23 protein-coding genes and 1 tRNA gene are annotated in these 21,498 nt (G+C 67.6%); 12 read left to right on the top strand and 12 right to left on the bottom strand.

Features of this window, described 5'->3' with window-relative positions:
- Positions 1-64: 64 nt before the first annotated feature.
- On the top strand, positions 65-976 hold the full coding sequence (locus AC1IQ6_RS11110; protein ID WP_485866321.1) for a LysR family transcriptional regulator: 912 nt from the start codon (positions 65-67) through the stop codon (positions 974-976).
- 6 nt (positions 977-982) lie between these two features.
- Here the strand turns inward: AC1IQ6_RS11110 and AC1IQ6_RS11105 are convergent, their stop codons facing one another.
- Entirely contained in the window at positions 983-1,381 is a 399-nt protein-coding gene (locus AC1IQ6_RS11105) for a RidA family protein (protein ID WP_102772104.1), read from the bottom strand.
- Between the two features lie 177 nt (positions 1,382-1,558).
- Between AC1IQ6_RS11105 and AC1IQ6_RS11100 the strand changes: the two genes are divergently transcribed.
- Both AC1IQ6_RS11100 and AC1IQ6_RS11095 read left to right on the top strand, forming a co-directional pair.
- Positions 1,559-2,992, top strand: coding sequence for an MFS transporter (locus AC1IQ6_RS11100; RefSeq protein ID WP_485866320.1), 1,434 nt, complete (start codon positions 1,559-1,561; stop codon positions 2,990-2,992).
- Between the two features lie 77 nt (positions 2,993-3,069).
- Positions 3,070-3,378 (top strand): hypothetical protein, encoded by a 309-nt coding sequence (locus AC1IQ6_RS11095; protein ID WP_102772106.1) that lies wholly within the window; start codon positions 3,070-3,072, stop codon positions 3,376-3,378.
- A gap of 2 nt (positions 3,379-3,380) precedes the next feature.
- On the opposite strand, the gene AC1IQ6_RS11090 is transcribed toward AC1IQ6_RS11095, so the two are convergent.
- Both AC1IQ6_RS11090 and AC1IQ6_RS11085 read right to left on the bottom strand, forming a co-directional pair.
- The gene (locus AC1IQ6_RS11090; protein WP_102772107.1) at positions 3,381-3,638 is read right to left on the bottom strand and encodes a hypothetical protein; all 258 of its coding nucleotides are present in this window, start codon (positions 3,636-3,638) and stop codon (positions 3,381-3,383) included.
- A gap of 90 nt (positions 3,639-3,728) precedes the next feature.
- Positions 3,729-5,381, bottom strand: coding sequence for a PqiB family protein (locus AC1IQ6_RS11085; RefSeq protein ID WP_485866319.1), 1,653 nt, complete (start codon positions 5,379-5,381; stop codon positions 3,729-3,731).
- Between the two features lie 156 nt (positions 5,382-5,537).
- On the opposite strand from AC1IQ6_RS11085, the gene AC1IQ6_RS11080 reads away from it, so the two are divergent.
- Entirely contained in the window at positions 5,538-6,023 is a 486-nt protein-coding gene (locus AC1IQ6_RS11080) for a GNAT family N-acetyltransferase (RefSeq protein WP_102772109.1), read from the top strand.
- 9 nt (positions 6,024-6,032) lie between these two features.
- Here AC1IQ6_RS11080 and AC1IQ6_RS11075 read toward each other — a convergent pair whose 3' ends face one another.
- The 4 genes from AC1IQ6_RS11075 to aqpZ form a co-directional block, all read right to left on the bottom strand.
- Entirely contained in the window at positions 6,033-6,341 is a 309-nt protein-coding gene (locus AC1IQ6_RS11075) for a carbohydrate isomerase (RefSeq protein WP_102772110.1), read from the bottom strand.
- 69 nt (positions 6,342-6,410) lie between these two features.
- Positions 6,411-7,268, bottom strand: a complete 858-nt coding sequence (gene kdsA / locus AC1IQ6_RS11070; protein ID WP_102772111.1) for a 3-deoxy-8-phosphooctulonate synthase — start codon at positions 7,266-7,268, stop codon at positions 6,411-6,413.
- Between the two features lie 66 nt (positions 7,269-7,334).
- Positions 7,335-8,024, bottom strand: coding sequence for an MgtC/SapB family protein (locus tag AC1IQ6_RS11065; protein WP_102772112.1), 690 nt, complete (start codon positions 8,022-8,024; stop codon positions 7,335-7,337).
- A 67-nt stretch (positions 8,025-8,091) separates the two neighbouring features.
- Positions 8,092-8,799, bottom strand: a complete 708-nt coding sequence (gene aqpZ / locus AC1IQ6_RS11060) for an aquaporin Z (RefSeq protein ID WP_485866318.1) — start codon at positions 8,797-8,799, stop codon at positions 8,092-8,094.
- Between the two features lie 600 nt (positions 8,800-9,399).
- On the opposite strand from aqpZ, the gene AC1IQ6_RS11055 reads away from it, so the two are divergent.
- A complete protein-coding gene (locus AC1IQ6_RS11055; RefSeq protein ID WP_111824810.1) occupies positions 9,400-9,636 on the top strand; it encodes a toluene tolerance protein in 237 nt (78 codons plus the stop codon).
- Here AC1IQ6_RS11055 and AC1IQ6_RS11050 read toward each other — a convergent pair.
- Entirely contained in the window at positions 9,633-10,001 is a 369-nt protein-coding gene (locus tag AC1IQ6_RS11050) for a hypothetical protein (RefSeq protein WP_146196878.1), read from the bottom strand. The two genes, AC1IQ6_RS11055 and AC1IQ6_RS11050, sit on opposite strands and share 4 nt — an antisense overlap.
- A 302-nt stretch (positions 10,002-10,303) precedes the next feature.
- On the opposite strand from AC1IQ6_RS11050, the gene AC1IQ6_RS11045 reads away from it, so the two are divergent.
- The gene (locus AC1IQ6_RS11045) at positions 10,304-10,570 is read left to right on the top strand and encodes a BrnT family toxin (RefSeq protein WP_485866317.1); all 267 of its coding nucleotides are present in this window, start codon (positions 10,304-10,306) and stop codon (positions 10,568-10,570) included.
- On the top strand, positions 10,557-11,132 hold the full coding sequence (locus tag AC1IQ6_RS11040) for a BrnA antitoxin family protein (protein ID WP_111824807.1): 576 nt from the start codon (positions 10,557-10,559) through the stop codon (positions 11,130-11,132). Before AC1IQ6_RS11045 ends, AC1IQ6_RS11040 begins: the two co-directional genes overlap by 14 nt.
- 156 nt (positions 11,133-11,288) lie before the next feature.
- On the opposite strand, the gene AC1IQ6_RS11035 is transcribed toward AC1IQ6_RS11040, so the two are convergent.
- Positions 11,289-11,375, bottom strand: a tRNA-Leu gene (locus tag AC1IQ6_RS11035).
- Between the two features lie 45 nt (positions 11,376-11,420).
- Here AC1IQ6_RS11035 and dapC point away from each other — a divergent pair.
- From dapC to AC1IQ6_RS11010, 5 genes are all read left to right on the top strand, one after another.
- Entirely contained in the window at positions 11,421-12,617 is a 1,197-nt protein-coding gene (gene dapC, locus AC1IQ6_RS11030) for a succinyldiaminopimelate transaminase (RefSeq protein WP_168202103.1), read from the top strand.
- 24 nt (positions 12,618-12,641) lie between these two features.
- Positions 12,642-13,463, top strand: a complete 822-nt coding sequence (gene dapD / locus AC1IQ6_RS11025) for a 2,3,4,5-tetrahydropyridine-2,6-dicarboxylate N-succinyltransferase (RefSeq protein ID WP_102772119.1) — start codon at positions 12,642-12,644, stop codon at positions 13,461-13,463.
- Positions 13,463-14,623 carry a succinyl-diaminopimelate desuccinylase gene (dapE, locus tag AC1IQ6_RS11020; RefSeq protein ID WP_485866316.1) on the top strand — a complete coding sequence of 387 codons (1,161 nt, stop codon included), beginning with the start codon at positions 13,463-13,465 and terminating at the stop codon, positions 14,621-14,623. Before dapD ends, dapE begins: the two co-directional genes overlap by 1 nt.
- An 83-nt stretch (positions 14,624-14,706) precedes the next feature.
- On the top strand, positions 14,707-15,603 hold the full coding sequence (gene prmB / locus AC1IQ6_RS11015) for a 50S ribosomal protein L3 N(5)-glutamine methyltransferase (protein ID WP_209165335.1): 897 nt from the start codon (positions 14,707-14,709) through the stop codon (positions 15,601-15,603).
- Positions 15,600-17,534 (top strand): ABC-F family ATP-binding cassette domain-containing protein, encoded by a 1,935-nt coding sequence (locus AC1IQ6_RS11010; protein ID WP_102772122.1) that lies wholly within the window; start codon positions 15,600-15,602, stop codon positions 17,532-17,534. The genes prmB and AC1IQ6_RS11010 overlap by 4 nt, the downstream gene beginning before the upstream one ends.
- Before the next feature lie 22 nt (positions 17,535-17,556).
- Here the strand turns inward: AC1IQ6_RS11010 and AC1IQ6_RS11005 are convergent, their stop codons facing one another.
- Genes AC1IQ6_RS11005 through AC1IQ6_RS10995 form a run of 3 tightly spaced genes read right to left on the bottom strand, consistent with a single transcriptional unit; the run spans position 17,557 to position 21,367 of the window.
- Positions 17,557-17,862: a chorismate mutase gene (locus tag AC1IQ6_RS11005; RefSeq protein WP_102772123.1), complete on the bottom strand. Its 306-nt coding sequence runs from the start codon at positions 17,860-17,862 to the stop codon at positions 17,557-17,559.
- A 5-nt stretch (positions 17,863-17,867) separates the two neighbouring features.
- Positions 17,868-20,162: a UvrD-helicase domain-containing protein gene (locus AC1IQ6_RS11000; protein WP_111824803.1), complete on the bottom strand. Its 2,295-nt coding sequence runs from the start codon at positions 20,160-20,162 to the stop codon at positions 17,868-17,870.
- The gene (locus AC1IQ6_RS10995; protein WP_111824802.1) at positions 20,159-21,367 is read right to left on the bottom strand and encodes a DesA family fatty acid desaturase; all 1,209 of its coding nucleotides are present in this window, start codon (positions 21,365-21,367) and stop codon (positions 20,159-20,161) included. Before AC1IQ6_RS10995 ends, AC1IQ6_RS11000 begins: the two co-directional genes overlap by 4 nt.
- Between the last annotated feature and the right edge of the window lie 131 nt (positions 21,368-21,498).

Here is a 21,498-nt window from a genome sequence, read left to right as displayed (position 1 = left end):
GTATGGCGCGGCGGCGCCCTCCCGTGTTTAATATCGACTTAATCATCCATTAACGTGACACTGAATGATTACCACCGACGACCTGCGCTTTTTCCTGAGCCTGGCGGCGACCCGCTCGCTGGCCGAGGCGGCCCGCATGATGGACGTGACCCCGCCGGCCGTCACGCAGCGCCTGCATGCGCTGGAAAAGCGCCTGGGCGTCAGGCTGGTCAACCGCTCCGGGCGCGGCACGGCGCTGACCGACGAGGGCCGGCTGCTGGCCTTGCGGGCCGAGCAGATCTGCGCGGAACTGGGCGACCTGGCCGACGAACTGGCGGGCCGGCGCGGCGTGGTGGCGGGCCATCTGCGCGTGGTCGCCCCGCTGGGCTTCGGCCAGCGCTACGTCGCCGGGCTGGTGGCGCAATTCCGCGAGCGCAGCGAGAACCTCACCGCCAGCCTCACGCTGTCGGACGGCCCGCCCCGGCTCGCCGCCGACGACTGGGACGTCATGGTCCATATCGGCGAACTGCGCGATTCGACGCTGGTGGCCCATCCGCTGGCGCCCAACCGCCGCCTGCTATGCGCCGCTCCCGCCTACCTGGCGCGCCGCGGCGCGCCCGCCAAGCCGGAAGACCTGCGCGCGCACGATTGCATCGCGCTGCGCGAAAACGACGAGGACGTGACGCTGTGGCGCTTCAGGCAGGGGCGCGGCGCAGCGGTCGGCGTGCGCATCGCGCCGGTGCTGTCGAGCAACGCCGGCGAAACCGCGGTGGAGTGGGCGCTGGCCGGGCACGGCATCATCGTGCGTTCGGAATGGGACGTGGCGGCGCACCTGCAGGCGCGCCGGCTGGTGCCGCTGCTGGCCGGCTGGGCCCTGCCGCAGGCCAACGTGGTGGCCCTGGTGAAATCGCGCCAGGAACTGGCCGCGCGCACCGCCGGATTCCTCGCACACCTGCGGGCGGCCTTCGCCACGCCGCCGTGGCGCGCCCAGGTTTAGGCCGCGTCAGTCCAGCATGGCTTCGGCTTCGATCTCGACCAGCCATTCCGGCAGCGACAGGCCGCTGACGATGATCCAGGACGACGGCGGCGGGTCCTGAGGGAAACGGTCGCGCAGCGCCTGGGCGATCACCTCCTGATCCTCGCGCACCGTCTCGCAGATGTAGATGCGCAGCATGATGACCTGATCCAGCCTGCCGCCCGCGGCGGCCAGCACGCGCTCGACATTGTCGAGCGCGGCCTCGGTCTGCCCCTGCAGGCCGGGGCTCACCGTGCGCGCCTGGGCGTCGACGCCCACCTGGCCCGACAGCAGCATGCGGCGCTGGCCGGTCACGATCACGGCCTGGCTGAAGCCGTACTGCACGGAGTCGAATACGGTATCGGGATTGACGACGGTTCGGGACATGGCCTGCTCCTGGGACACTCGGGTCCCGCCATTCTATCTGCCCGGGTCCCGACGCCGCCGCGCGCAGGCCATGCGGCCCTTGCCGCGCCCGCGATTTGCGGCCGGCCGGCGACGCGCATACCATCGGCCCCCATCGATTTTCCGTTCAATCATTTTCATGCAAGGCGGACAGACCGCGTGAACACCCGCACCCCCTCCGGCACGCCCCGGGTCACAGGCGCCTCCTGGGCGGCGCTGCTGCGCGGAAGCAACGCGCTGCGCTCCATTGCGCTGGCCGGCGGCGTGGCGCTGCACGCCATCAACGTGTATGTCGTCACCACCATCCTGCCCAGCGTGATCCAGGACATCGGCGGGTTGGAGTACTACGCCTGGAACACCACGCTGTTCGTGGTCACGTCCATCGTCGGGTCGGCGCTGTCGGCCCGGCTGATCGAGGCGCTGGGGCCGCGCGCCGCGTACCTGCTGGCGGTGCTGGTGTTCACGGTGGGATCGGCGGCCTGCGCGCTGGCGCCGTCCATGCCCTGGCTGCTGGCCGGGCGCAGCGTGCAGGGCCTGGGCGGCGGCATCCTGTTCGCGCTCAGCTACGCGCTGATCCGGCTGGTGTTCGAGCCGGCGCTGTGGTCGCGCGCCATGGCGCTGGTGTCCGGCATGTGGGGAGTGGCCACCTTGTGCGGCCCCGCCATCGGCGGCATCTTCGCGCAGGCCGGGCACTGGCGGCTGGCCTTCTGGGCGCTGCTGCCCGCGGCGGCGGCGCTGGCCCTGATCGTGGCGCTGAAGGTGGGCGGCAGGAGCGCCTCGCGGCCGGCCAGGCCGACGTCGCTGCCCTGGTCGACGCTGGGCCTGCTGGTGGTCAGCGTGCTGGCGATCACCGCGGCCAGCCTGTCCACCAGCCTGGGCTGGAACCTGGCGGGCATCGCCGCCGGGCTGGCGATCGCGGCGCTGATCGCGGCGGTGGATACGCGCGCCGCCAAACGGCTGCTGCCCACCGGCGCCTACCGCATCGGTTCGCCGCTGGGCGCGCTGTACGCGCTGATGTGCCTGGTGGTGGTGGCCATCACCACCGAGATCTTCGTGCCGTACTTCCTGCAGGTGATCCATGGCATGTCGCCGCTGGCCGCCGGCTACATGACGGCCGCGATGGCGGCGGGCTGGACGCTGGCCGCCATGCCCAGCTCGACCCGCAGCGGGCCGGCCGCCGACTTCCTGGTGCGCCTGAGCCCGGCCGTCATCCTGGCCGCGCTGGCCGCACTGGCCGTCATGACGCCGCGCACGGCGCTGTTGCAGTCGCAAGCGGGGCTGGCCGTCTACGTGCTGGCGCTGGCCGGGGTCGGCTTCGGCATCGGCCTGAGCTGGCCGCATCTGCTGACCCGCATCTTCAAGGCGGCGCCGCCCGGCGAGGAGACCCTGACCTCCTCGTCCATCACCACGGTGCAGTTGTACGCCACGGCCTTGACCGCGGCGCTGGCCGGCGTCATCGCCAACAGCGCGGGCCTGGCCGATCCGGGCGGCGTCACTGGCGCGCAGCGCGCCGCGCAATGGCTGTTCGGCGCGTTCGCGCTGGCGCCCGCCGCGGCCCTGCTGCTGCAGGCGCGGATCGTGCACCGGCGCTAGCGGGCCGGTCCCCCAAAGGCGGTATGGAAGCGCGCGGGCGGGTTTGCTACGCTGCTCCTACCTGGAGGGTACCGGCCATGAACAATGGAATCCGCGTGCTGTGCGTGCAGCCATCGTCGTTCTCCGCGCGTTTCGCGTTCCTGGGGATCGCGCTGCGATGGACGCTGGGCGCCACGCCGCGGCCCGCCAGGCTGCTGATCGGCCCCCACGACCTGGAGCCGCTGGGCTCCGAGGCCGACTTCTGGAGATTCGCGCTGCGCCATGCGTGCGCCAGCCGCTCCATCCTGATCACCCGGGGCGGCCGCTGGGACGTGACGGCCTCGGTCGACGGCGACGAAGTCCGCGCCTTCGGACGCAAGTTCGCCCTGCGCCATTGCCTGTTCTGAGGTCAGGCGTCCTGCGGCGGCTTGCGGTGATACAGCGCCAGTTCCTCGGCGGTCCAGCGCTGCCGCGCCTCTTCCTGGCAGCAGCTGCGGAACACCAGCGCCCCCACGTCCAGGAAACGCTTGAGGTCGGCGTCCGACAGCTTGGCCTGCACCTGTATCAGGCAATCCGCGTAGGCGGACAGTATCCCGTCCCAATGGTCGAACCTGCCCGGCGCGACGGGCTGCGTGATCATGCGCGCCATCATTTCACTATGATCCATGCTCTGACCCTCTCGGACGCCCCGCCGCCGCCATGAGCGCCGGCGTAGGGGCCGCCCGCCCCGTCAGCAAGCGCCATGCCCGGACGGGGATCAGCGCGCGGCGGGTTGGCGCTGGGCCTGGCCGTCCGGCGCGCGGCCGCGCAGCAGCGCGTCGGGATAGGCCTGCAGGTAGTCCGCCAGCTCCCGCAGCGAGCGGGCCGCGCGCGCCAGCTCCTGCAAGGCCGTGCCGGCGCTGACCGGCAGGTCGCCCTCGGGACTGAGCACGCCGCCGACCGCCGCCAGCGAACGGCTGGCCTGCTTGAGCACGGCCTGTGCCTGCGGCGCCAGGCCGGTGTCCAGCCGCCTGACCAGGCTGGCCGTGCCGCGCAGCAACTGGTTGAGTTCCGTGCCCAGCGCCTCGAACGGCACCCGCTCCAGCTTGGCCAGGATGCTGTTGACCTGCTGCTGCAGCTGGTCCAGGTTGTTCGGCACGGTGGGGATCAGCGGCCTGGGCTCCATCTTGAACGCCACCGGCTTGGCGTCGGGAAACACCGCCACCGCGACGTACAGCTGGCCGGTCAGCAGGTTGCCGATGCGCAGCTGCGCGCGCATGCCGCGCTCGATCATGGCGCTCAGCAGCTTGCCGCTGGGATGCTCCAGCGAGGACCCGGAGTATTCGCGGATCTCGCCCACGGTCTTGGCGCCCAGGCGCTCGAGATACAGCGTGGCGCCGACCATCGCATAGAACTGGTTGGTCTCGCGGTCCAGCTCCAGGCCGATGGAATCGACCTGTCCGATGGTGGCGCCATAGGCGTCGATGGGCGCGCCGACCGTCAGGCCGCGCACCGACTGGTCGAAACGCATGCGGATATGCAGCGGCACGCCGTCGGGCTGGGCCCGCGCGGCGCTCTCGGATGGGAAGATGACGAATTCGTCGTCGGCCTTGGTGACCACCCGTTCGCGCTGCTCGATCGTATCGAAGGCCACGCCGCCCACGATGACCGACAGCAGCGATTGCGAGCGCATCTGCAGGCCGCGCGCGTCCACGCTGAAGTCCACGCCGCTGGCGTTCCAGAAGCGCGTGGCCGCATTGACGTAGGCGTCGTTGGGCGCGTCGATGAACACCTGCACGTCCACGCCTTCGCCGGTGCGGTCGAGCTGGTAGCCCACCACCTGCCCCACCGGTATGCGCCGGTAGTAGACCGGCGAGCCCACGTCCAGCGAACCCAGGTCGCGGGCCTTGAGCGTGTAGCGCTTGCCGGCGCGGTCCTGCGTGACCTCAGGCGGGATTTCCAGGCCTGTGAAGGTCGATTGCAGCGTGTGCCGATCATTCTTCGGGTCCGGGCGGCTGGCGGGATCGACGCCGATGTAGGCGCCCGACAACAGGGTGCCCAGCCCCGACACCCCGCTCAGGCCGAGGCGCGGGCGCACCACCCAGAACCGGGTGCCTTCGCGCAGCAGGCTGGCGGCTTCCTTGTCGAGGCGTATGGTGACGATGACGCCGGAATGGTCGGGGTTGAGCGCCACCCGTTCGACCAGGCCGACATTGACCTCTTTGTAGCGCACCTGCGTCTTGCCGGCTTCCAGGCCTTCGGCGGTCTGGAAGCCGATGGTGGCGGTGGGGCCCGCCTCCATCCAGACGCGCACCACCAGCAACAGGCCGCCGACCGCCGCGATGATGGGCACCAGCCAGATCCATGACAGGCGACGCCGTTTGCGCCCGGCGGCTGGCGCATGGGCGGAGGCAGGGCCGGGCTCAGGCATAGAGAACGCTCTCTGTAGTATCCATCCGGACGCGCGGGCAAGATCCGTCCCAAGAATCGCCCCCCGCCGCCCGCCACGCAAGTAAGGGAAATCCCGAGGCCGGGGTTCGCGGTAGGATAAGCGTCCCTGAAAGCAGAAATACAGCAGGAATATCCCGTGACTCTCGAAATCCGCCCCGCCGCCCCTACGGACGCGGCCCAGATCCATGCCTTCATCACCGAACTCGCCATCTATGAGCGCGCCGCCCACGAGGTGATCGCCAGCGTCGAGGACGTGCGGCGCACGCTGTTCGCCGAGGGCGCGCCGGCCAAGGCGCTGATGTGCCTGCTGGACGGCAGGGTGATCGGCTACGCCGTGTACTTCTACAGCTACTCGACCTGGCTGGGCCGCAACGGCATCTACCTGGAAGACCTCTACGTCACGCCGGAACACCGCGGCATCGGCGCCGGACGCGATCTGCTGCGCCACCTGGCGCAGGAAGCGGTGGCCAACGGCTGCGGCCGGCTGGAATGGAGCGTGCTGGACTGGAACGAGCCGGCCATCGATTTCTACCGCTCGATCGGGGCGCTGCCGCAGGATGAATGGGTGCGCTACCGCCTGGCCGGCGAAGCGCTGCAGAACTTCGCGCAGGGCCGGCGCTGAGCGGCCGGCTCAGAATTCCGGCAGGTCGAACAGCGTGTGCAGCGTGGAGCTGGGCACGGGCACGGACGCGAGATGCTCGCGTCCGTCATCGTCGACCAGCACGCGCACCGGACGCGAGGCCACGCTCATGCCGTCCAGGCTCATGGCGGTTTCGACCTGGGCGCCGTCCTTGATGAGTTCGATGACTTCCGAAGCCGCCGCCGTCACCGGCTCGGTGACCCAGCCGGGCACGCCGCGCTCGGCCTGCCCCCAGCGCACATAGGCCACATGCCCGCTGACGGGCTCCTTGCGGACGGCGACGATTACATACAAAGACATCCGGGCCTCCCTGATAGAACGTGGCCAGGATCGTATAACAACTTGGCGCGGCCATGACGGCCGCCGGGCTCAGGGTTCGATGTCGATCGGGGCAAAGGATTTCACCAGGTCGTCCAGCATCTTCAGCTGGGTGAGGAAGGGCTCCAGCTTGTCCAGGGGCAATGCGCTGGGGCCGTCGCATTTCGCGTTCCTGGGATCGGGATGCGCCTCCAGGAACAGACCCGCCAGCCCGACCGCCATGCCGGCGCGCGCCAGTTCGGCGACCTGCTCGCGGCGTCCGCCCGAGGCCGCATCCAGCGCCGAACGCTGCTGCAGCGCGTGGGTCACGTCGAAAATCAGCGGGCGGTTGCCGGTCACCTTTTTCATGACGCCGAAGCCCAGCATGTCCACCACCAGGTTGTCGTAGCCGAAGCAGGTGCCGCGGTCGCACAGGATCAGCTTGTCGTTGCCGGCCTCGGTAAATTTTTCCACGATGTTCAGCATCTGGGTCGGGCTGAGGAACTGCGGCTTCTTGATGTTGACCACGCGCTGCGTCTTAGCCAGCGCCACCACCAGGTCGGTCTGCCGGGCCAGGAAGGCCGGCAGCTGCAGGATGTCGGCGACCTCGGCCACCGGCGCGGCCTGCCAGGGCTCGTGCACGTCGGTGATGACCGGCACGCCGAAGGTCTGCTTGACCTCTTCGAAAATGCGCATGCCCTCTTCCAGCCCCGGACCGCGGTAGGAATGGATCGAGGAACGGTTGGCCTTGTCGAAGGACGCCTTGAATACGTAGGGGATGCCCAGCTTGCGCGTCACGCGCTGGTATTCCTCGCAGGCGCGCAGCGCCAGCTCCCGGGATTCCAGCACATTGATGCCGCCGAACAGCACGAAGGGCAGATCGTTGGCGCAGTTGATGGAAGGGGAAATGACGACTTGCGGCGCGGTCATGGCGGGTGAATCCTGTAGAGATGTAGCGGGTGATAGTGCGTAATGTACAACCTTGGCCGGCGCGGCTCAGGCGTTGCCGGTGTCGGAAGTCCAGCTGGCCGAGTAGGTCTGCGGCAGCAGGCTCAGGCTGCCCACCAGCTTTTCCACGCGCTCGTCTTCCTGGCGCATGGAATAGACCACGGCCGTCACCTCGGAGCGGCCGGCGTCGCGCTGCTGGCTTTCCACGCCGCGCAAGCGCAGGCTGTGCTTGCCCAGCGCGTTGAGCAGTTCGGCGCGCACCAGGGCTTCGTCGGCCGACGCGCAGGTCAGCGCGATGTTGTAGTAGCGTTCCTCGGTTTCCGCCTCGGGCACGTAGCGGTCGACCAGCCTGGCGCCGCCGCGCAGCACGACGTTGGTGACCAGGATCAGGGCCGCCACCGCGCCGGACTCGGCCAGAAAGCCGTAGCCCGCCAGCACGCCGACGGCGCCGGTGGCCCAGATGGTGGCCGCGGCGCTCAGGCCGCGGATGGTGAGTCCGTCGCGCATGATGAGGCCCGCGCCCAGGAAACCGATGCCGGTCACCACCTGGCTGCCCAGGCGCATGTCGCTGCCTGCGTCCAGCAGCGCCGGCAGCGCGGTGTAGGCGGCCGCGCCCAGCGCGACCAGCGCGTGCGTGACGACGCCGGCGTAGTTCTGGCGCCACTGGCGCTCCAGGCCGACGGCGGCGCCCAGCAGCATGGCCAGCGTGAGATGGGTGGCGATGGAAAGTCCGGTCATGGCAGGCTTGAGGTGACGGCAAGCGTGCCATTATCGCCCGCGTCCGGGCGCTCCGGACGCCGGCCGCTTACTCCTGGCCCGGATCGCTCACCAGCCGGTAGGCGATGACGCCGATGATGGCGCCGACGATGGGCGCCACCCAGAACAGCCACAACTGCTCCAGCGCCCAGCCGCCGACGAACAGCGCCGGTCCGGTGGAACGGGCGGGATTGACCGACGTGTTGGTCACCGGAATGCTGATCAGGTGGATCAGCGTCAGCGCCAGGCCGATGGGAATGGCGGCGAAGCCGGCCGGTGCCCGCTTGCTGGTGGCGCCCAGGATCACGAACAGAAAGCCCGCGGTCATGACGATTTCGGTAATCAGGGCCGACGCCATCGAATACTTGCCCGGCGAATACGCGTCATAGCCGTTGGCCGCGAAATGGCTGCCCTTCAGGTCGAAACCCAGCTTGCCGCTGGCGATGCAGGCCAGCACCGCGGCCGCCGCGATGGCGCCGAGCACCTGCGCGATGACATAAGGCAGGATTTCCCTGGCCGGAAAACGGCCGCCCGCCACCAGGCCGACGGTGACCGCCGGATTGAAATGGCCGCCCGAAATATGGCCGACGGCGAACGCCATGGTCAGCACCGTCAGGCCGAAAGCCAGCGCCACGCCGGCGAAGCCTATGCCCAGTTCGGGAAAACCGGCGGCCAGCACCGCCGCCCCGCAGCCGCCCAGCACCAGCCAGAACGTGCCGAAGAATTCCGCGCCGCAACGCTTCGATAGCGAATACATTTCCACTCCCCAAAAACGAAAACCCAACGGTATCGCGCGGCGGGAATTGCAACGTTAAAGCAATGCAAATCTTGACAGTTCTTGTTCGCGGCCCGAGCGCCGGCAGCTCCGCCCCACACAAGGTAACGGCGCGAAAAGGCTTCGGGGATCGGCCGGATGGGCGAACCCATTGCGGCCCCATCGGTCCTGCGGCTTGCAATAAATATTTAAACAGGCACACTACGGCCATTCGAAAGTATGGCCTTGCCACGCAAGGCCTCATCCGGCCGGCTGCAAACCCCTTGCGGCCGAGTCTGCGGTAGGAGTGCGCGGTGTCTGATGTCCGGGACATGAATCCTCTTCATCAAAACAGGCGGGTGCCGTCACGGCCCGCTGCCGCCTTGCCGATGCCCTCCCCGCGCCACCTTCCCCGCGCAATCGCGTCTGCCGCCATGCGGTAGCGATCGGCCGCGGCCGTTCCTCGCGGAACCGGCCGTCCGGCTTCCCTCCCCCTTCTGATTCCGTTTCCCGTCTTTCGCGGCCGCATGCGCCGTGAGGACTTTCTTCGTGCAGACCCGTCAAGAGGCCGACACACCCATAGACCGACTCAAGGAGCGTCACATGCGGTTAATCACCGACCAGGAACTCAACACCATGTCCACCGAGAGCAAGCGCCGCCGGCACCAGGAGCTGGATCGCAAGCTCGTCGTCGCCAGCCAGCGCGGCTGGTCCTGCGTGCAACGGATCGAGGCCAGCCGCGCCAAGGTCCATGCCGCCATTCAGCGCGACGTCGAACTGGGCCGCGACACCGAGGCCAAGGTCGACAAGCGGCGCGTGCGCGCCCGCGCGGCCAGTTAGCCCGGGCGGCCAGGCAGGGGATGCGGCGACTGGCAACGGGCCGCATTCTCCTGCGGGCCGCCGCTGGTCCAGCGCTGCACGTCGCGGATCAGGTATTGCAGGAATTGCGCGTAGGCCCGGTCCAACGCCCGCATCCAGGCGCTGTCGTCATGCCTGACGCAGGAGGCGCGCACGGCGCAGTTCAGCGTTTCCGCCAGGAGGCCGACGGTTGCGCCGGACATCCGGAAACAGATCGGCGCCTGGCAGGAATGCCGGTGAGCATCGCGCAGCGCGTCATCGCGCGCCTGCGCCGTGGCCTGCGTATCGGCCGCGACCCGCAGCAGCAGGTTCAGTATTTCGCACCAGTCCGCCAGCAACTCGTGCACGGCACACCTCGCGGGGAACGCGTACGGACGCTCGGATTCGGGGCGCGCAGATCGATGACATCCAGAAATGCAGCGTACTTGAGTGCCACGGAAGGCTCTCCTTATCGTGCTGTTTATGGGCAAGCATCCACTGAAGAGCGCGACGATATAGCAAAAATCGGGATATTCGCACTGGCGTATACCCGTAAGCGGGCGTCCCGACTTGCCTTGCCCGGCGCCCCACCTTCGATAGCGCGAGGGCACATTAAATGTATGTACAAAAAATCGTTGCACCCTTTATTTTCTGTACATACAATAAATAAATGATCATCACCTTCGACACTGCCAAAGATCTGAGCAATCAGCGCAAGCACGGCGTTTCGCTGGCGGCCGCTGAATGGTTCGAATGGGATGAAGCCCTGGTGCGCGAGGACATGCGCCGAGAGTACGGCGAGCGCCGCATGATCGCCTTGGGCTATATCGATGTGCGCCTGTATTGCATGGTGTACGTGGACCGCAACGACGAACGGCGCATCATCAGCCTTCGCAAGGCAAACTCGAGAGAGGTGAACCTGTATGCCGAAACTTAAGCCGGGGACGATCGTTCCCAACCGCGAAGAGGACGAGGTCATTAACCGTGGCATCGCCGCCGATCCGGATACCTACGAGCTCGGAGCAGCCGACCTGAAAAAAATGACACGAGTCGGACGTCCCAAGGCAGAGATCACGAAAGAGCGGATCTCGATCCGGCTGTCACCCGACGTGCTGGCGTTGGCCAAAGGCAAAGGAAGCGGCTGGCAAACCCGGATAGACCAAAAGCTACGTGCGGCCTACAGCCCCAAGATCGCGTACATCGGCGGTTCGATGGACGGTATCCAACTGTACGTGGCGGGACATCCGAAGACTGCAATGGTCCAATATAAGGGCGCCGACGATTTTCCGGCCGACCCGTTGCGACTGGAGCAGTACGTGCGCAGGACGATCAGCCGCAAGATTGGCGACCACACCGAGCAGCGCGATTTCTTCGTGCTCAAGGGGATGACAGACAGCGAGGCGAAGAAACTCGCCGAAAAGCGCCCCCTGCTTTGGCATGACGACGAAGTGCAGGTGGAGGAGCAGGACGGAGTGGCCATCGTTCATGGCCTCCCCTGATGCTCCCCGGGACGCTACGAAATACAGGCAGCAAGGAATCCGCCAGCTGTCGAAAAGAAAACCCCCGAGGCATTCGACGCCTCGGGGGTTCTCGGGGGGCTGTAGACACTGTTGGCGCACCGCTGTGCGCACCCCCAGACAGCGTCAGGCAATAAGTGGTGCGAAGGAGGGGACTCGAACCCCTACACCTGTTACGGCGTCAGGACCTAAACCTGGTGCGTCTACCAATTTCGCCACCTTCGCAAAGCCAAGCCCGCTATTGTAGCTTGCTTGTTAAAATCTTGCGTCATGAATCCGCGCCTCGATGCCCTACACCCCTATCCGTTCGAAAAACTGCGGGCTTTGCTGGCTTCGGCCGCCCAGCAGCCGGACGGCCTGACGCCCATCAATCTATCGATCGGCGAGCCCAAACACGCCGCGCCGGAGCGCATCGGACAGGCGATCCGCGACAGCCTCGCGGGCCTGTCGGTCTATCCGTCCACCAAGGGCGACCCGGCGCTGCGCCAGGCGATTTCGCAGTGGCTGGCCAGCCGCTACAGCATTCCGGCGCCGGACCCGGAAACCCAGGTGCTGCCGGCGCTGGGCTCGCGCGAGGCGCTGTTTGCGTTCACGCAGACCGTCATCGACCCGTCGGCCGGCTCGGTGGTGATCTGCCCCAATCCTTTTTATCAGATTTACGAAGGCGCCGCGCTGCTGGCCGGGGCCACGCCCTACTTCGTGAACGCCGACCCGGTGCGCGATTTCGGCAGCGACTGGAACCGGGTTCCGGCCGAGGTCTGGAAGCGGACGCGCATGGTTTTCGTCTGTACGCCGGGCAATCCGGCGGGCAACGTCATGTCGCTGGACGACTGGAAGACGCTGTTCGAGCTGTCCGACCGCCATGATTTCGTGATCGTGTCGGACGAGTGTTATTCCGAGATCTACCTGGACGAAGCCAATCCGCCCCTGGGCGGCCTGCAGGCGGCGCGCCGCCTGGGCCGCGACGACTACCGTAACCTGGTGGCGTTCTCCAGCCTGTCCAAGCGTTCCAACGTGCCGGGCCTGCGCTCGGGCTTCGTGGCGGGCGACGCCGCCCTGATCGGCCGTTTCCTGCTGTACCGGACGTATCATGGCAGCGCGATGAGCCCGCTGGTGTCGGCGGCCAGCATCGCCGCCTGGACCGACGAGGCCCACGTCAAGGACAACCGCCGCATGTACCGCGAAAAGTTCGACGCCGTGGTGCCGATCCTGCAAAACGTGCTGGACGTGACCCGTCCACAGGCCTCTTTCTACCTGTGGGCGGCCACGCCCGGTTCGGATACGGCGTTCGCGCGCGACCTTTACGGCCGTACCGGTGTTACCGTGCTGCCGGGCAGCTTCCTGGCGCGCGAGGCGCACGGGACGAATCCCGGCCAGGGCCGCATCCGCATCGCCCTGGTGGCGCCCTTGGCCGACTGCGTGCAGGCGGCCGAACGCATTGCCCATTTTGTGCATACTTCTGTTTGATCAACCCTTAAAAGCTGAGCCGCTATGACTCTCGACCTGCAGACCACCATCGAACAAGCCTGGGAAAACCGGGCCAACCTGTCGCCCACCGACGCCAGCGCCGAAGTGCGCGAAGCGGTCGAGCACACCATCGACGGCCTGGATCTGGGCCGCCTGCGCGTGGCCGAGAAGATCGGCGACGACTGGGTCGTGCATCAGTGGATCAAGAAGGCCGTGCTGCTGTCGTTCCGCCTGAGCGACAACGCCATCATGGGCCAGGCGCCGCTGCAGTTCTACGACAAGGTGCCGCTCAAGTTCTCGGAATACGGCGACAACGCCTTCAAGCAGGGCGGCTACCGCGTGGTGCCGCCGGCGGTGGCGCGCCGCGGCGCCTACATCGCCCGCAACGTGGTGCTGATGCCCTCCTACGTGAACATCGGCGCCTACGTCGACGAAGGCACGATGGTCGACACCTGGGCCACGGTCGGTTCGTGCGCCCAGATCGGCAAGAACGTGCACCTGTCGGGCGGCGTGGGCATCGGCGGCGTGCTGGAGCCGCTGCAGGCCAACCCCACCATCATCGAGGACAACTGCTTCATCGGCGCGCGCTCGGAAGTCGTGGAAGGCGTGGTGGTGGAAGAGAACTCGGTGCTGGCCATGGGCGTGTTCCTGTCGCAAAGCACCAAGATCTATGACCGCGCCACCGGCAAGATCACCTACGGCCGCGTGCCTTCGGGCTCGGTGGTGGTGCCCGGCTCGCTGCCGTCGGCCGACGGCACGCACAGCCTGGCCTGCGCCGTCATCGTCAAGCGTGTCGACGCGCAGACCCGCGCCAAGACCAGCATCAACGATCTGCTGAGGGCCTGATGAGCACACCCGCGTCCGCGTCGGCCTGCGCCGTACTGGATCTGGTCAAGGACCTGATCGCCCGCCCGTCGGTGACGCCCGCCGATGAAGACTGCCAGGCCACGCTTGCCGCGCGCCTGGAGCGCATCGGCTTCAAGTGCGAAACCATCGCCCAGGGCGGCGTGACCAATCTGTGGGCCCGGCGCGGCAGCGCCGCGCCGCTGGCGGTGTTCGCCGGCCACACGGACGTGGTGCCCCCGGGGCCGCGCGAGAAGTGGGAGAGCGATCCGTTCGTGCCCACCGAACGCGACGGCTACCTGTACGGCCGCGGCGCGGCCGACATGAAGAGCTCGATCGCCGCCTTCGTGGTGGCGGCCGAGGAATTCGTGGCGGCCAATCCGCAGCATGGCGGCTCCATCGCGCTTTTGATCACGTCCGACGAGGAAGGCCCGTCGATCGACGGCACCACCATCGTCTGCGACGCGCTCAAGGCGCGCGGCGAGCAGCTGGACTACTGCATCGTGGGCGAGCCGACCTCGGGCGAGGCGCTCGGCGACATCTGCAAGAACGGCCGCCGCGGCTCGCTGTCGGGCAAGCTCACGGTCAAGGGCATCCAGGGCCACGTGGCCTACCCTCACCTGGCGCGCAACCCGGTGCACCAGCTGGCGCCGGCGCTGGCCGAGATCGTCGCGATCGAATGGGACCAGGGCAACGAGTACTTCCCGCCCACCACATTCCAGGTGTCCAACCTGAACTCGGGCACCGGCGCCACCAACGTGGTGCCGGGCGAGGCGGTGGCGCTGTTCAACTTCCGCTTCTCCACCGCCAGCACGCCGGACGGCCTGAAGGCGCGCGTGCATGAGGTGCTGGACCGCCACGGCCTGGAATACGCGCTGGACTGGGAGCTGGGCGGCGAGCCTTTCCTGACCCCGCGCGGCACGCTCAGCGAGGCGCTGTCCTCGGCCATCAAGGACGAGACCGGCGTGACGACCGAGCTGTCGACCACCGGCGGCACGTCCGACGGCCGCTTCATCGCCAAGATCTGCCCGCAGGTGATCGAGTTCGGCCCGTGCAACGCCACCATCCACAAGGTCAACGAACGCGTCGAGATCGCCTCGCTCGCGCCGCTGAAAAATATTTACCGGCGCACGCTGGAAAACCTCCTGCCCGCCAAGGCGTAATCCGTCCCGCGCCGATCGCGCGGGCCCTGCGCCCCTCGGGAGACGCCGTTTCCCGAGGGGCGAATTCATCAAGAATGCCAGCCATGCAACCATCCGCCCGCCTAGAACTGCTGACCCTGCGCGACCTGATCCGTTACGGCGTCTCCCGGCTGAACGCCGCCGGGGTGGCGCTGGGCCACGGCAGCGACAACGCCTGGGACGAGGCGGTATACCTCGTCCTGCACGCCCTGCACCTGCCGCTGGACACGCTGGAACCCTTCCTCGACGCCCGCGTGCTCGACAAAGAGCGCGCCCGCGTCCTGGACCTGATAGACCGCCGCGTGACCGAGCGGCTCCCCGCCGCCTACCTGACCAACGAGGCCTGGCTGCGCGGCCACCGCTTTTACGTGGACCAGCGCGTCATCGTGCCGCGCTCGCCGATAGCCGAACTGCTGGACCAGGGCCTGGCGCCCTGGGTCGCGGACCCGGCCGAGGTCGGGCGCGTGCTGGACATGTGCACCGGCTCGGGTTGCCTGGCCATCCTGGGCGCGCTGGCGTTTCCCCATGCGCAGGTGGACGCGGTGGACGTGTCCTCCGATGCGCTGGAGGTGGCGCGGCGCAACGTCGAGGACTACGGGCTGGAGGACCGGCTGGCGCTGCACCAGAGCAATCTGTTCGAAAGCCTGCCCGCGCAGCGCTACGACGTCATCATCTGCAATCCGCCGTACGTCAACAGCGGCTCGATGGACGTGCTGCCCGAGGAATACCGCCACGAGCCGCAGCTGGCGCTGGCCGGCGGCGCCGATGGCATGGACCTGGTGCGCCGCATCCTCGAGGCCGCCCCGCGCTACCTGAGCGAGAACGGCGTGCTGGTGCTGGAGATCGGCCACGAGCGGCCTTTCTTCGAAGCGGCCTTCCCCGAACTGTCGCCCATGTGGCTGGATACCGAGCAGGCGTCCGACCAGATCCTGCTGTTTACCCGTGAGCAATTGACAACGTGATACGCGCTACTGGATTGACCCTGCGCCGGGGCACGAAAGTGCTGCTGGACGGCGCCGAATTCGTCGTGCACCCGGGCGAGCGCGTCGGCATCGTCGGCAAGAACGGCGCCGGCAAGTCGTCCCTCTTCGCGCTGCTGACCGGCGCGCTGGACGTGGACGCCGGCACGCTGGCCATGCCGGCCGGCTGGCGCATCGCCAGCGTCAAGCAGGAAATCGAGGCCGACGAGCGCCCGGCGCGCGAGTTCGTCATCGACGGCGACGTGCATCTGCGCGAGCTGCAGGCGCGCCGCGCGGCGCTGACGGACGAGCAAGGCACACAGATCGCCGAGGTCGAGGCGGCGCTGGTGGAAGCCGGCGCCTGGAGCGCGGCCTCGCGCGCCGAGCAGCTGCTGGCCGGCCTGGGCTTCAAGCCCGCCGAATGGATGCAGCCGGTGGCGAGCTTCTCGGGCGGCTGGCGCATGCGCCTGGCGCTGGCGCGCGCGCTGATGGCGCCGTCCGAACTGCTGCTGCTGGACGAGCCCACCAACCACCTGGACCTCGACGCCATGCTGTGGCTGGAGAAGTGGCTGGGCGCCTACCCCGGCACCGTGATGCTGATCTCGCACGACACCGAGTTCCTGGACGCGGTGGCCAAGTCCATCCTGCATTTCGACCACGCCAAGCTGGTGCGCTACCGCGGCGGCTACGGCGACTTCCTGACGCAGCGCGCCGAGCGCCTGCGCCAGAGCAACATCGCCTACGAACGCCAGACGCGCGAAGCCGCGCGGCTGCAAGGCTTCATCGACCGCTTCAAGGCCAAGGCCTCCAAGGCCAAGCAGGCGCAAAGCCGGGTCAAGGCGCTGGCCCGCATGCAGGTGCTGGCGCCCCTGCAGGCCGAGGCCGGCATCGACATCCGCATCCCGTCGCCCGAGCAGGTGCCCGACCCGCTGCTGACGCTGGAGCACCTGTCGGCCGGCTATACCGACGCGGCCGGCAATGCCGTGCCCATCCTGCGCGACGTGACGCTGATGGTGCGCGCCGGCAGCCGGGTGGGCGTGCTGGGCGCCAACGGCGCCGGCAAGAGCACGCTGATCAAGACGCTGGCCGAGGAACTGCCGGTGCAGGCCGGCGAGCGCCGCGCCTCGCGCGGGCTGGCCATCGGCTATTTCCACCAGCACCAGCTCGACATGCTGGACGTGGACAGCACACCCATCGCCCACCTGGCGCGCCTGGCGCCCGAGGCGCGCGAGCAGGAGCTGCGCAACTACCTGGGCGGCTTCGGCTTTTCAGGCGACACGGTGACCAGCAAGGTCGGCCCCATGTCCGGCGGAGAAAAGGCGCGCCTGGCGCTGTCCCTGATCGTCTGGCAGAAGCCCAACCTGCTGCTGCTGGACGAGCCCAGCAACCACCTGGACGTGGAAACCCGCGAGGCCCTGGCCACCGCGCTGGCGGACTTCGGCGGCAGCATGCTGCTGGTGTCTCACGACCGGCACCTGCTGCGCACCACGGTGGACAGCTTCTGGATCGTGGCCGACGGCGCGGTGCGCGAATTCGACGGCGACCTGGAGGACTACCGCGACTGGCTGGCCGCACGCAACGCCGGCGAACGCGCCGAAGCGGCGCGCGAGAACGCGGCCAACGGCGAGCCCGTCATCGACCGCAAGGCGCAGCGCCGCGCCGAGGCCGAACAGCGCCAGCGCCTGTCGGCGCTGCGCAAGCCGCTGGAAGCGAAACTCGCCAAGGTGGATGCCGAGATGGAAAAACTGCGCGCCAAGCTGCAGGCGCTGGACGCCGTCATCGCCGACCCGGACCTGTATTCGGACGCACGCCGCGCGGAACGCCAGAAGGTCATGGCCGAGCATGGCGAGCACGGCAAGCGCATGGACGAGCTGGAAGAGCAGTGGCTGGAGATCCAGGGCTCGCTCGAGGAGATCGAGCAGTCGGAGCCTTGAAGGGATGGCGGCTTGCGCCGCCTTACGAATAAGGGCGTTCGCGCAGCCGGGTATGGTGCGCGACCACCGTATCGATCACTTCGTGCAGTATGTTTTCGGCCAGCTCGGGCGGCACGCCCGCTTCCTCGGCCAGGCGCCGGATACGCGCGACCTGCTGGGACTCGCGCCGGGTGTCGAGCAGGTCCATGCCGTGGGCCTGCTTCAGTTCGCCGATCATGTCCGTGCAGCGAAAGCGCACGCCCAGCAGCAGGATGATCTGCTGGTCGATCTCGTCGATCTCGGCGCGCAGCGACGCCAGCTCGTCTTCGGGGGATTCGTGCTCGGCCATGTTTTTCAACCCTGAACGATATCGAGTTTCGCGATGCCCAGCGCCAGCGTCTTGGCGCCCACGTCACGGAACTGGATTTGGGCCTGGGCGTCCTGTCCTGCGCCGCTCAGGCCGATGATCGTGCCCTCGCCGAACCGCGCGTGGCGCACGCCCTGACCTACACGATACTGCTTGTCGCCCACGGTGACGCCGCTGGCCACGCTGCGCGGTTGACGCGGCGCAATGGTGTTGGTGGGCTTGCGTCCGAACGCGTCGCCGCGGTTGCCGCCGCCCCAGCTCGCGCTGGTGGCGCCGACCTGCGCCAGGCCGGCCTTGGGGGTCAGCCATTTCAGGTGCTGCTCCGGAATTTCGTCCAGGAAGCGCGAGCGCATCGCGTAGCGCGTCTGGCCGTGCAGCATGCGGCTTTGCGCCAGGCTGATGTACAGGCGCTGGCGCGCGCGCGTGATGGCCACGTACATGAGGCGGCGCTCTTCTTCCAGCCCGGACGGCTCGAGGATGCTGTTCTCGTGCGGGAACAGGCCCTCTTCCAGGCCGGTGATGAAGACCGCGTCGAACTCCAGGCCCTTGGCCGCGTGCACGGTCATGAGCTGCACCGCGTCCTGGCCCTGCTGGGCCTGGTTGTCGCCGGCCTCCAGCGCCGCGTGCGACAGGAACGCCGCCAGCGGCGTCAGGCCGTCGCCGCCGATGGCCGGCGCGTCCACCACGCCCGGCATGAGCGTCGAGGAAGCGTCCTGCTCGGGCACGACGCCGGCCGGCAGGCCGTCGTAGTTTTCCTCGGACGCGAACACGGCGGCCGCCGTGATCAGTTCGTTCAGGTTTTCCAGACGCTCGGCGCCTTCGCGCTCGGCCTTGTAATGGGCGTTCAGCCCGCTGGCCTCGAGCATGTGCTCGACCATCTCCGGCAGCGGCAGGTCGCGCGTTTCCTCGATCAGACGGTGGATCAGCTGGGCGAACTGCGCCAGGTTGGAGCCGCCCTTGCCGCCCACCAGGGCCACCGCCGAATACAGGCTGGTGTCATGGGCGCGCGCGGCGTCGGCCAGCTGCTCCAGCGTGCGCGCGCCGATGCCGCGGGTCGGGAAGTTCACCACCCGCATCCACGAGGTGTCGTCGTGCGGGTTGGCCATCAGGCGCAGGTAGGCCAGCGCGTGCTTGATTTCCTGGCGCTCGAAAAAGCGCAGGCCGCCGTACACCTTGTAGGGAATGCCGGCCGAGAAGATGGCGTGTTCCAGCACCCGCGACTGCGCGTTGCTGCGGTAGAGCACGGCGATCTCGCGGCGCAGGCTGCCGTCGCGGATCAGCGCGCGGATCTCGTCGACGATCCATTGCGCCTCCATGCCGTCGGACGGCTGCTCGATGACGCGCACCGGCTCGCCCTCGCCCTGCTCGGTCCAGAGATTCTTGCCCAGCCGGCCGGTGTTGTGGCCGATCAGCGCGTTGGCCGAATCCAGGATGTGGCCGTAGGAGCGGTAGTTCTGCTCCAGGCGGATCACGGTGCCGCGCGCGTAGTCGCGCTCGAAGTCGGCCATGTTGCCGACGTTGGCGCCGCGGAATGCGTAGATGGACTGGTCGTCGTCGCCCACCGCGAAAATGGCGGCGCCGCCGCCGGCCAGCAGGCGCAGCCACTTGTACTGCAGCGTGTTGGTGTCCTGGAACTCGTCGACCAGGATGTGGCGGAAACGGCGCTGGTAGTGCTCGCGCACGGGCGCGTTGCGCGACAGCAGTTCATAGGCGCGCAGCAGCAGTTCGGCGAAGTCGACCACGCCCTCGCGCTGGCACTGGGCCTCGTAGAGCTGGTAGATCTCGATCAGGCGGCGGCGGTGGGCGTCGTAGGCTTCGACATCGGCCGGACGCAGGCCCTCTTCCTTGGCGCCGTTGATGAAGCGCTGCACGTCGCGCGGCGGATACTTTTCATCGTCGACGCCGTTGGCCTTCATGAGGCGCTTGATCGCCGCGAGCTGATCGGTGACGTCCAGGATCTGGAAGCTCTGCGGCAGGCCGGCATCGCGGTGATGGGCGCGCAGCATGCGGTTGCACAGGCCGTGGAAGGTGCCTATCCACAGGCCGCGCATATCGATGGGCAGGATGGCCGACATGCGCGCCAGCATCTCGCGGGCGGCCTTGTTGGTGAACGTGACCGCCAACAGCCCAAAAGGCGAGGCCTGGCCGGTTTGAATCAGCCAGGCCATGCGGGTGGTGAGCACCCGGGTCTTGCCGCTGCCCGCCCCGGCCAGGACCAGGGCGTGCTGCGGTTCTAACGTTACTGCGGCGCGTTGTTCAGGATTGAGCTTCTCTAGCATCATGCCGCGTAGCGGCGCAGACGTTGAGCGAATTGCTCGAGCCCGGCGATGCCGCTTTGCTGGGCGCGCTGGCACCAGGCCTGCAGATCATTGAGGAGCTGTTCGCTGCTGGCGCTGGAGCTTTCCCAGATGCGGCCGAGTTCGCGGCGCATCTGCACCAGCGTGGCCAGCGACTTGTTGCGGGCGATGGCCTGGTCCACGGCGGCAACCTGTTCGGGCTGGAGGATGTCCTCGTTGCGATGGATGGCGCGGCGCACGCGGTGCAACTGAGTCCAGTCGCATTCGGCGCTGCCCTTCTTGCGCGAATCCTTCAGCTTGGCGAGTTCTTCGCGGGCGGCGCTCTTGATCACGTCCGCGTAGCGGGCCATGACTTCGTAGCGGTGCGTGATCACGCCCTGCAGGGTACGCAGGTCGATGCCGGTGCGGCTGTCGTCCAGCTTGAGCTTGGGCGCGACCTTCTTGATCTTGGCCAGGCCGAAGAACTTCAGGATGTTGATGTAGCACCAGCCGATGTCGAACTCGTACCACTTCGCCGAGAACTTGGCCGACGTGCCGTGGGCGTGGTGGTTGTTGTGCAGCTCTTCGCCGCCGATCACGATGCCCCACGGGAACACGTTGGTGCTGGTGTCCGGGCTGTTGTAGTTGCGGTAGCCCCAGTAGTGGCCGATGCCGTTGACCACGCCGGCGGCCCAGAACGGAATCCAGGCCATCTGCACGGCCCACACCGTCACGCCGATGGCGCCGAACAGGGCGATGTCGATGGCGAGCATGGTCAGCACGCCCCACAGGCTGTGCTTGCTGTAGATGTTGCGCTCAAGCCAGTCGTCGGGCGTGCCGTGGCCGAACTTGGCCATGGTTTCCTTGTTGGACGATTCCTCGCGGTACAGCTCGGCGCCGCGGAACAGCACTTTCCAGATGCCGAACAGGATGGGCGAATGGGGATCGCCTTCCTTTTCGCACTTGGCGTGGTGCTTGCGGTGAATGGCAACCCATTCCTTGGTGACCATGCCGGTCGTCATCCAGAGCCAGAAACGGAAGAAGTGCATGACGGCTGGATGGAGGTCCAGGCCGCGGTGCGCTTGGCTGCGATGGAGGAATACCGTGACCGAAACGATCGTGATGTGCGTCATCACCAGGGTGAACACGACGATCTGCCACCAGGTGGCTTGCGTCAGACCGCCGGCAATGAAGGAGAGGATGTAATCCATAAAGCTGTTATGAGCCTCGCTTGAGAAGTGCGTGAAGTTTAGCTTACCTTTGCCGTCTTATGACAAGGGAGTTTCAAAATAGTTTTTGAGAGAAATCAAGGACTAAGCCAGGGTTTTGACACGTAAACATC

This window comes from Achromobacter sp. MUI-25009338 (assembly GCF_057359325.1).
Note: the sequence above shows the minus strand (reverse complement) of the source record. Positions and strands in the feature narration are given on the sequence as shown.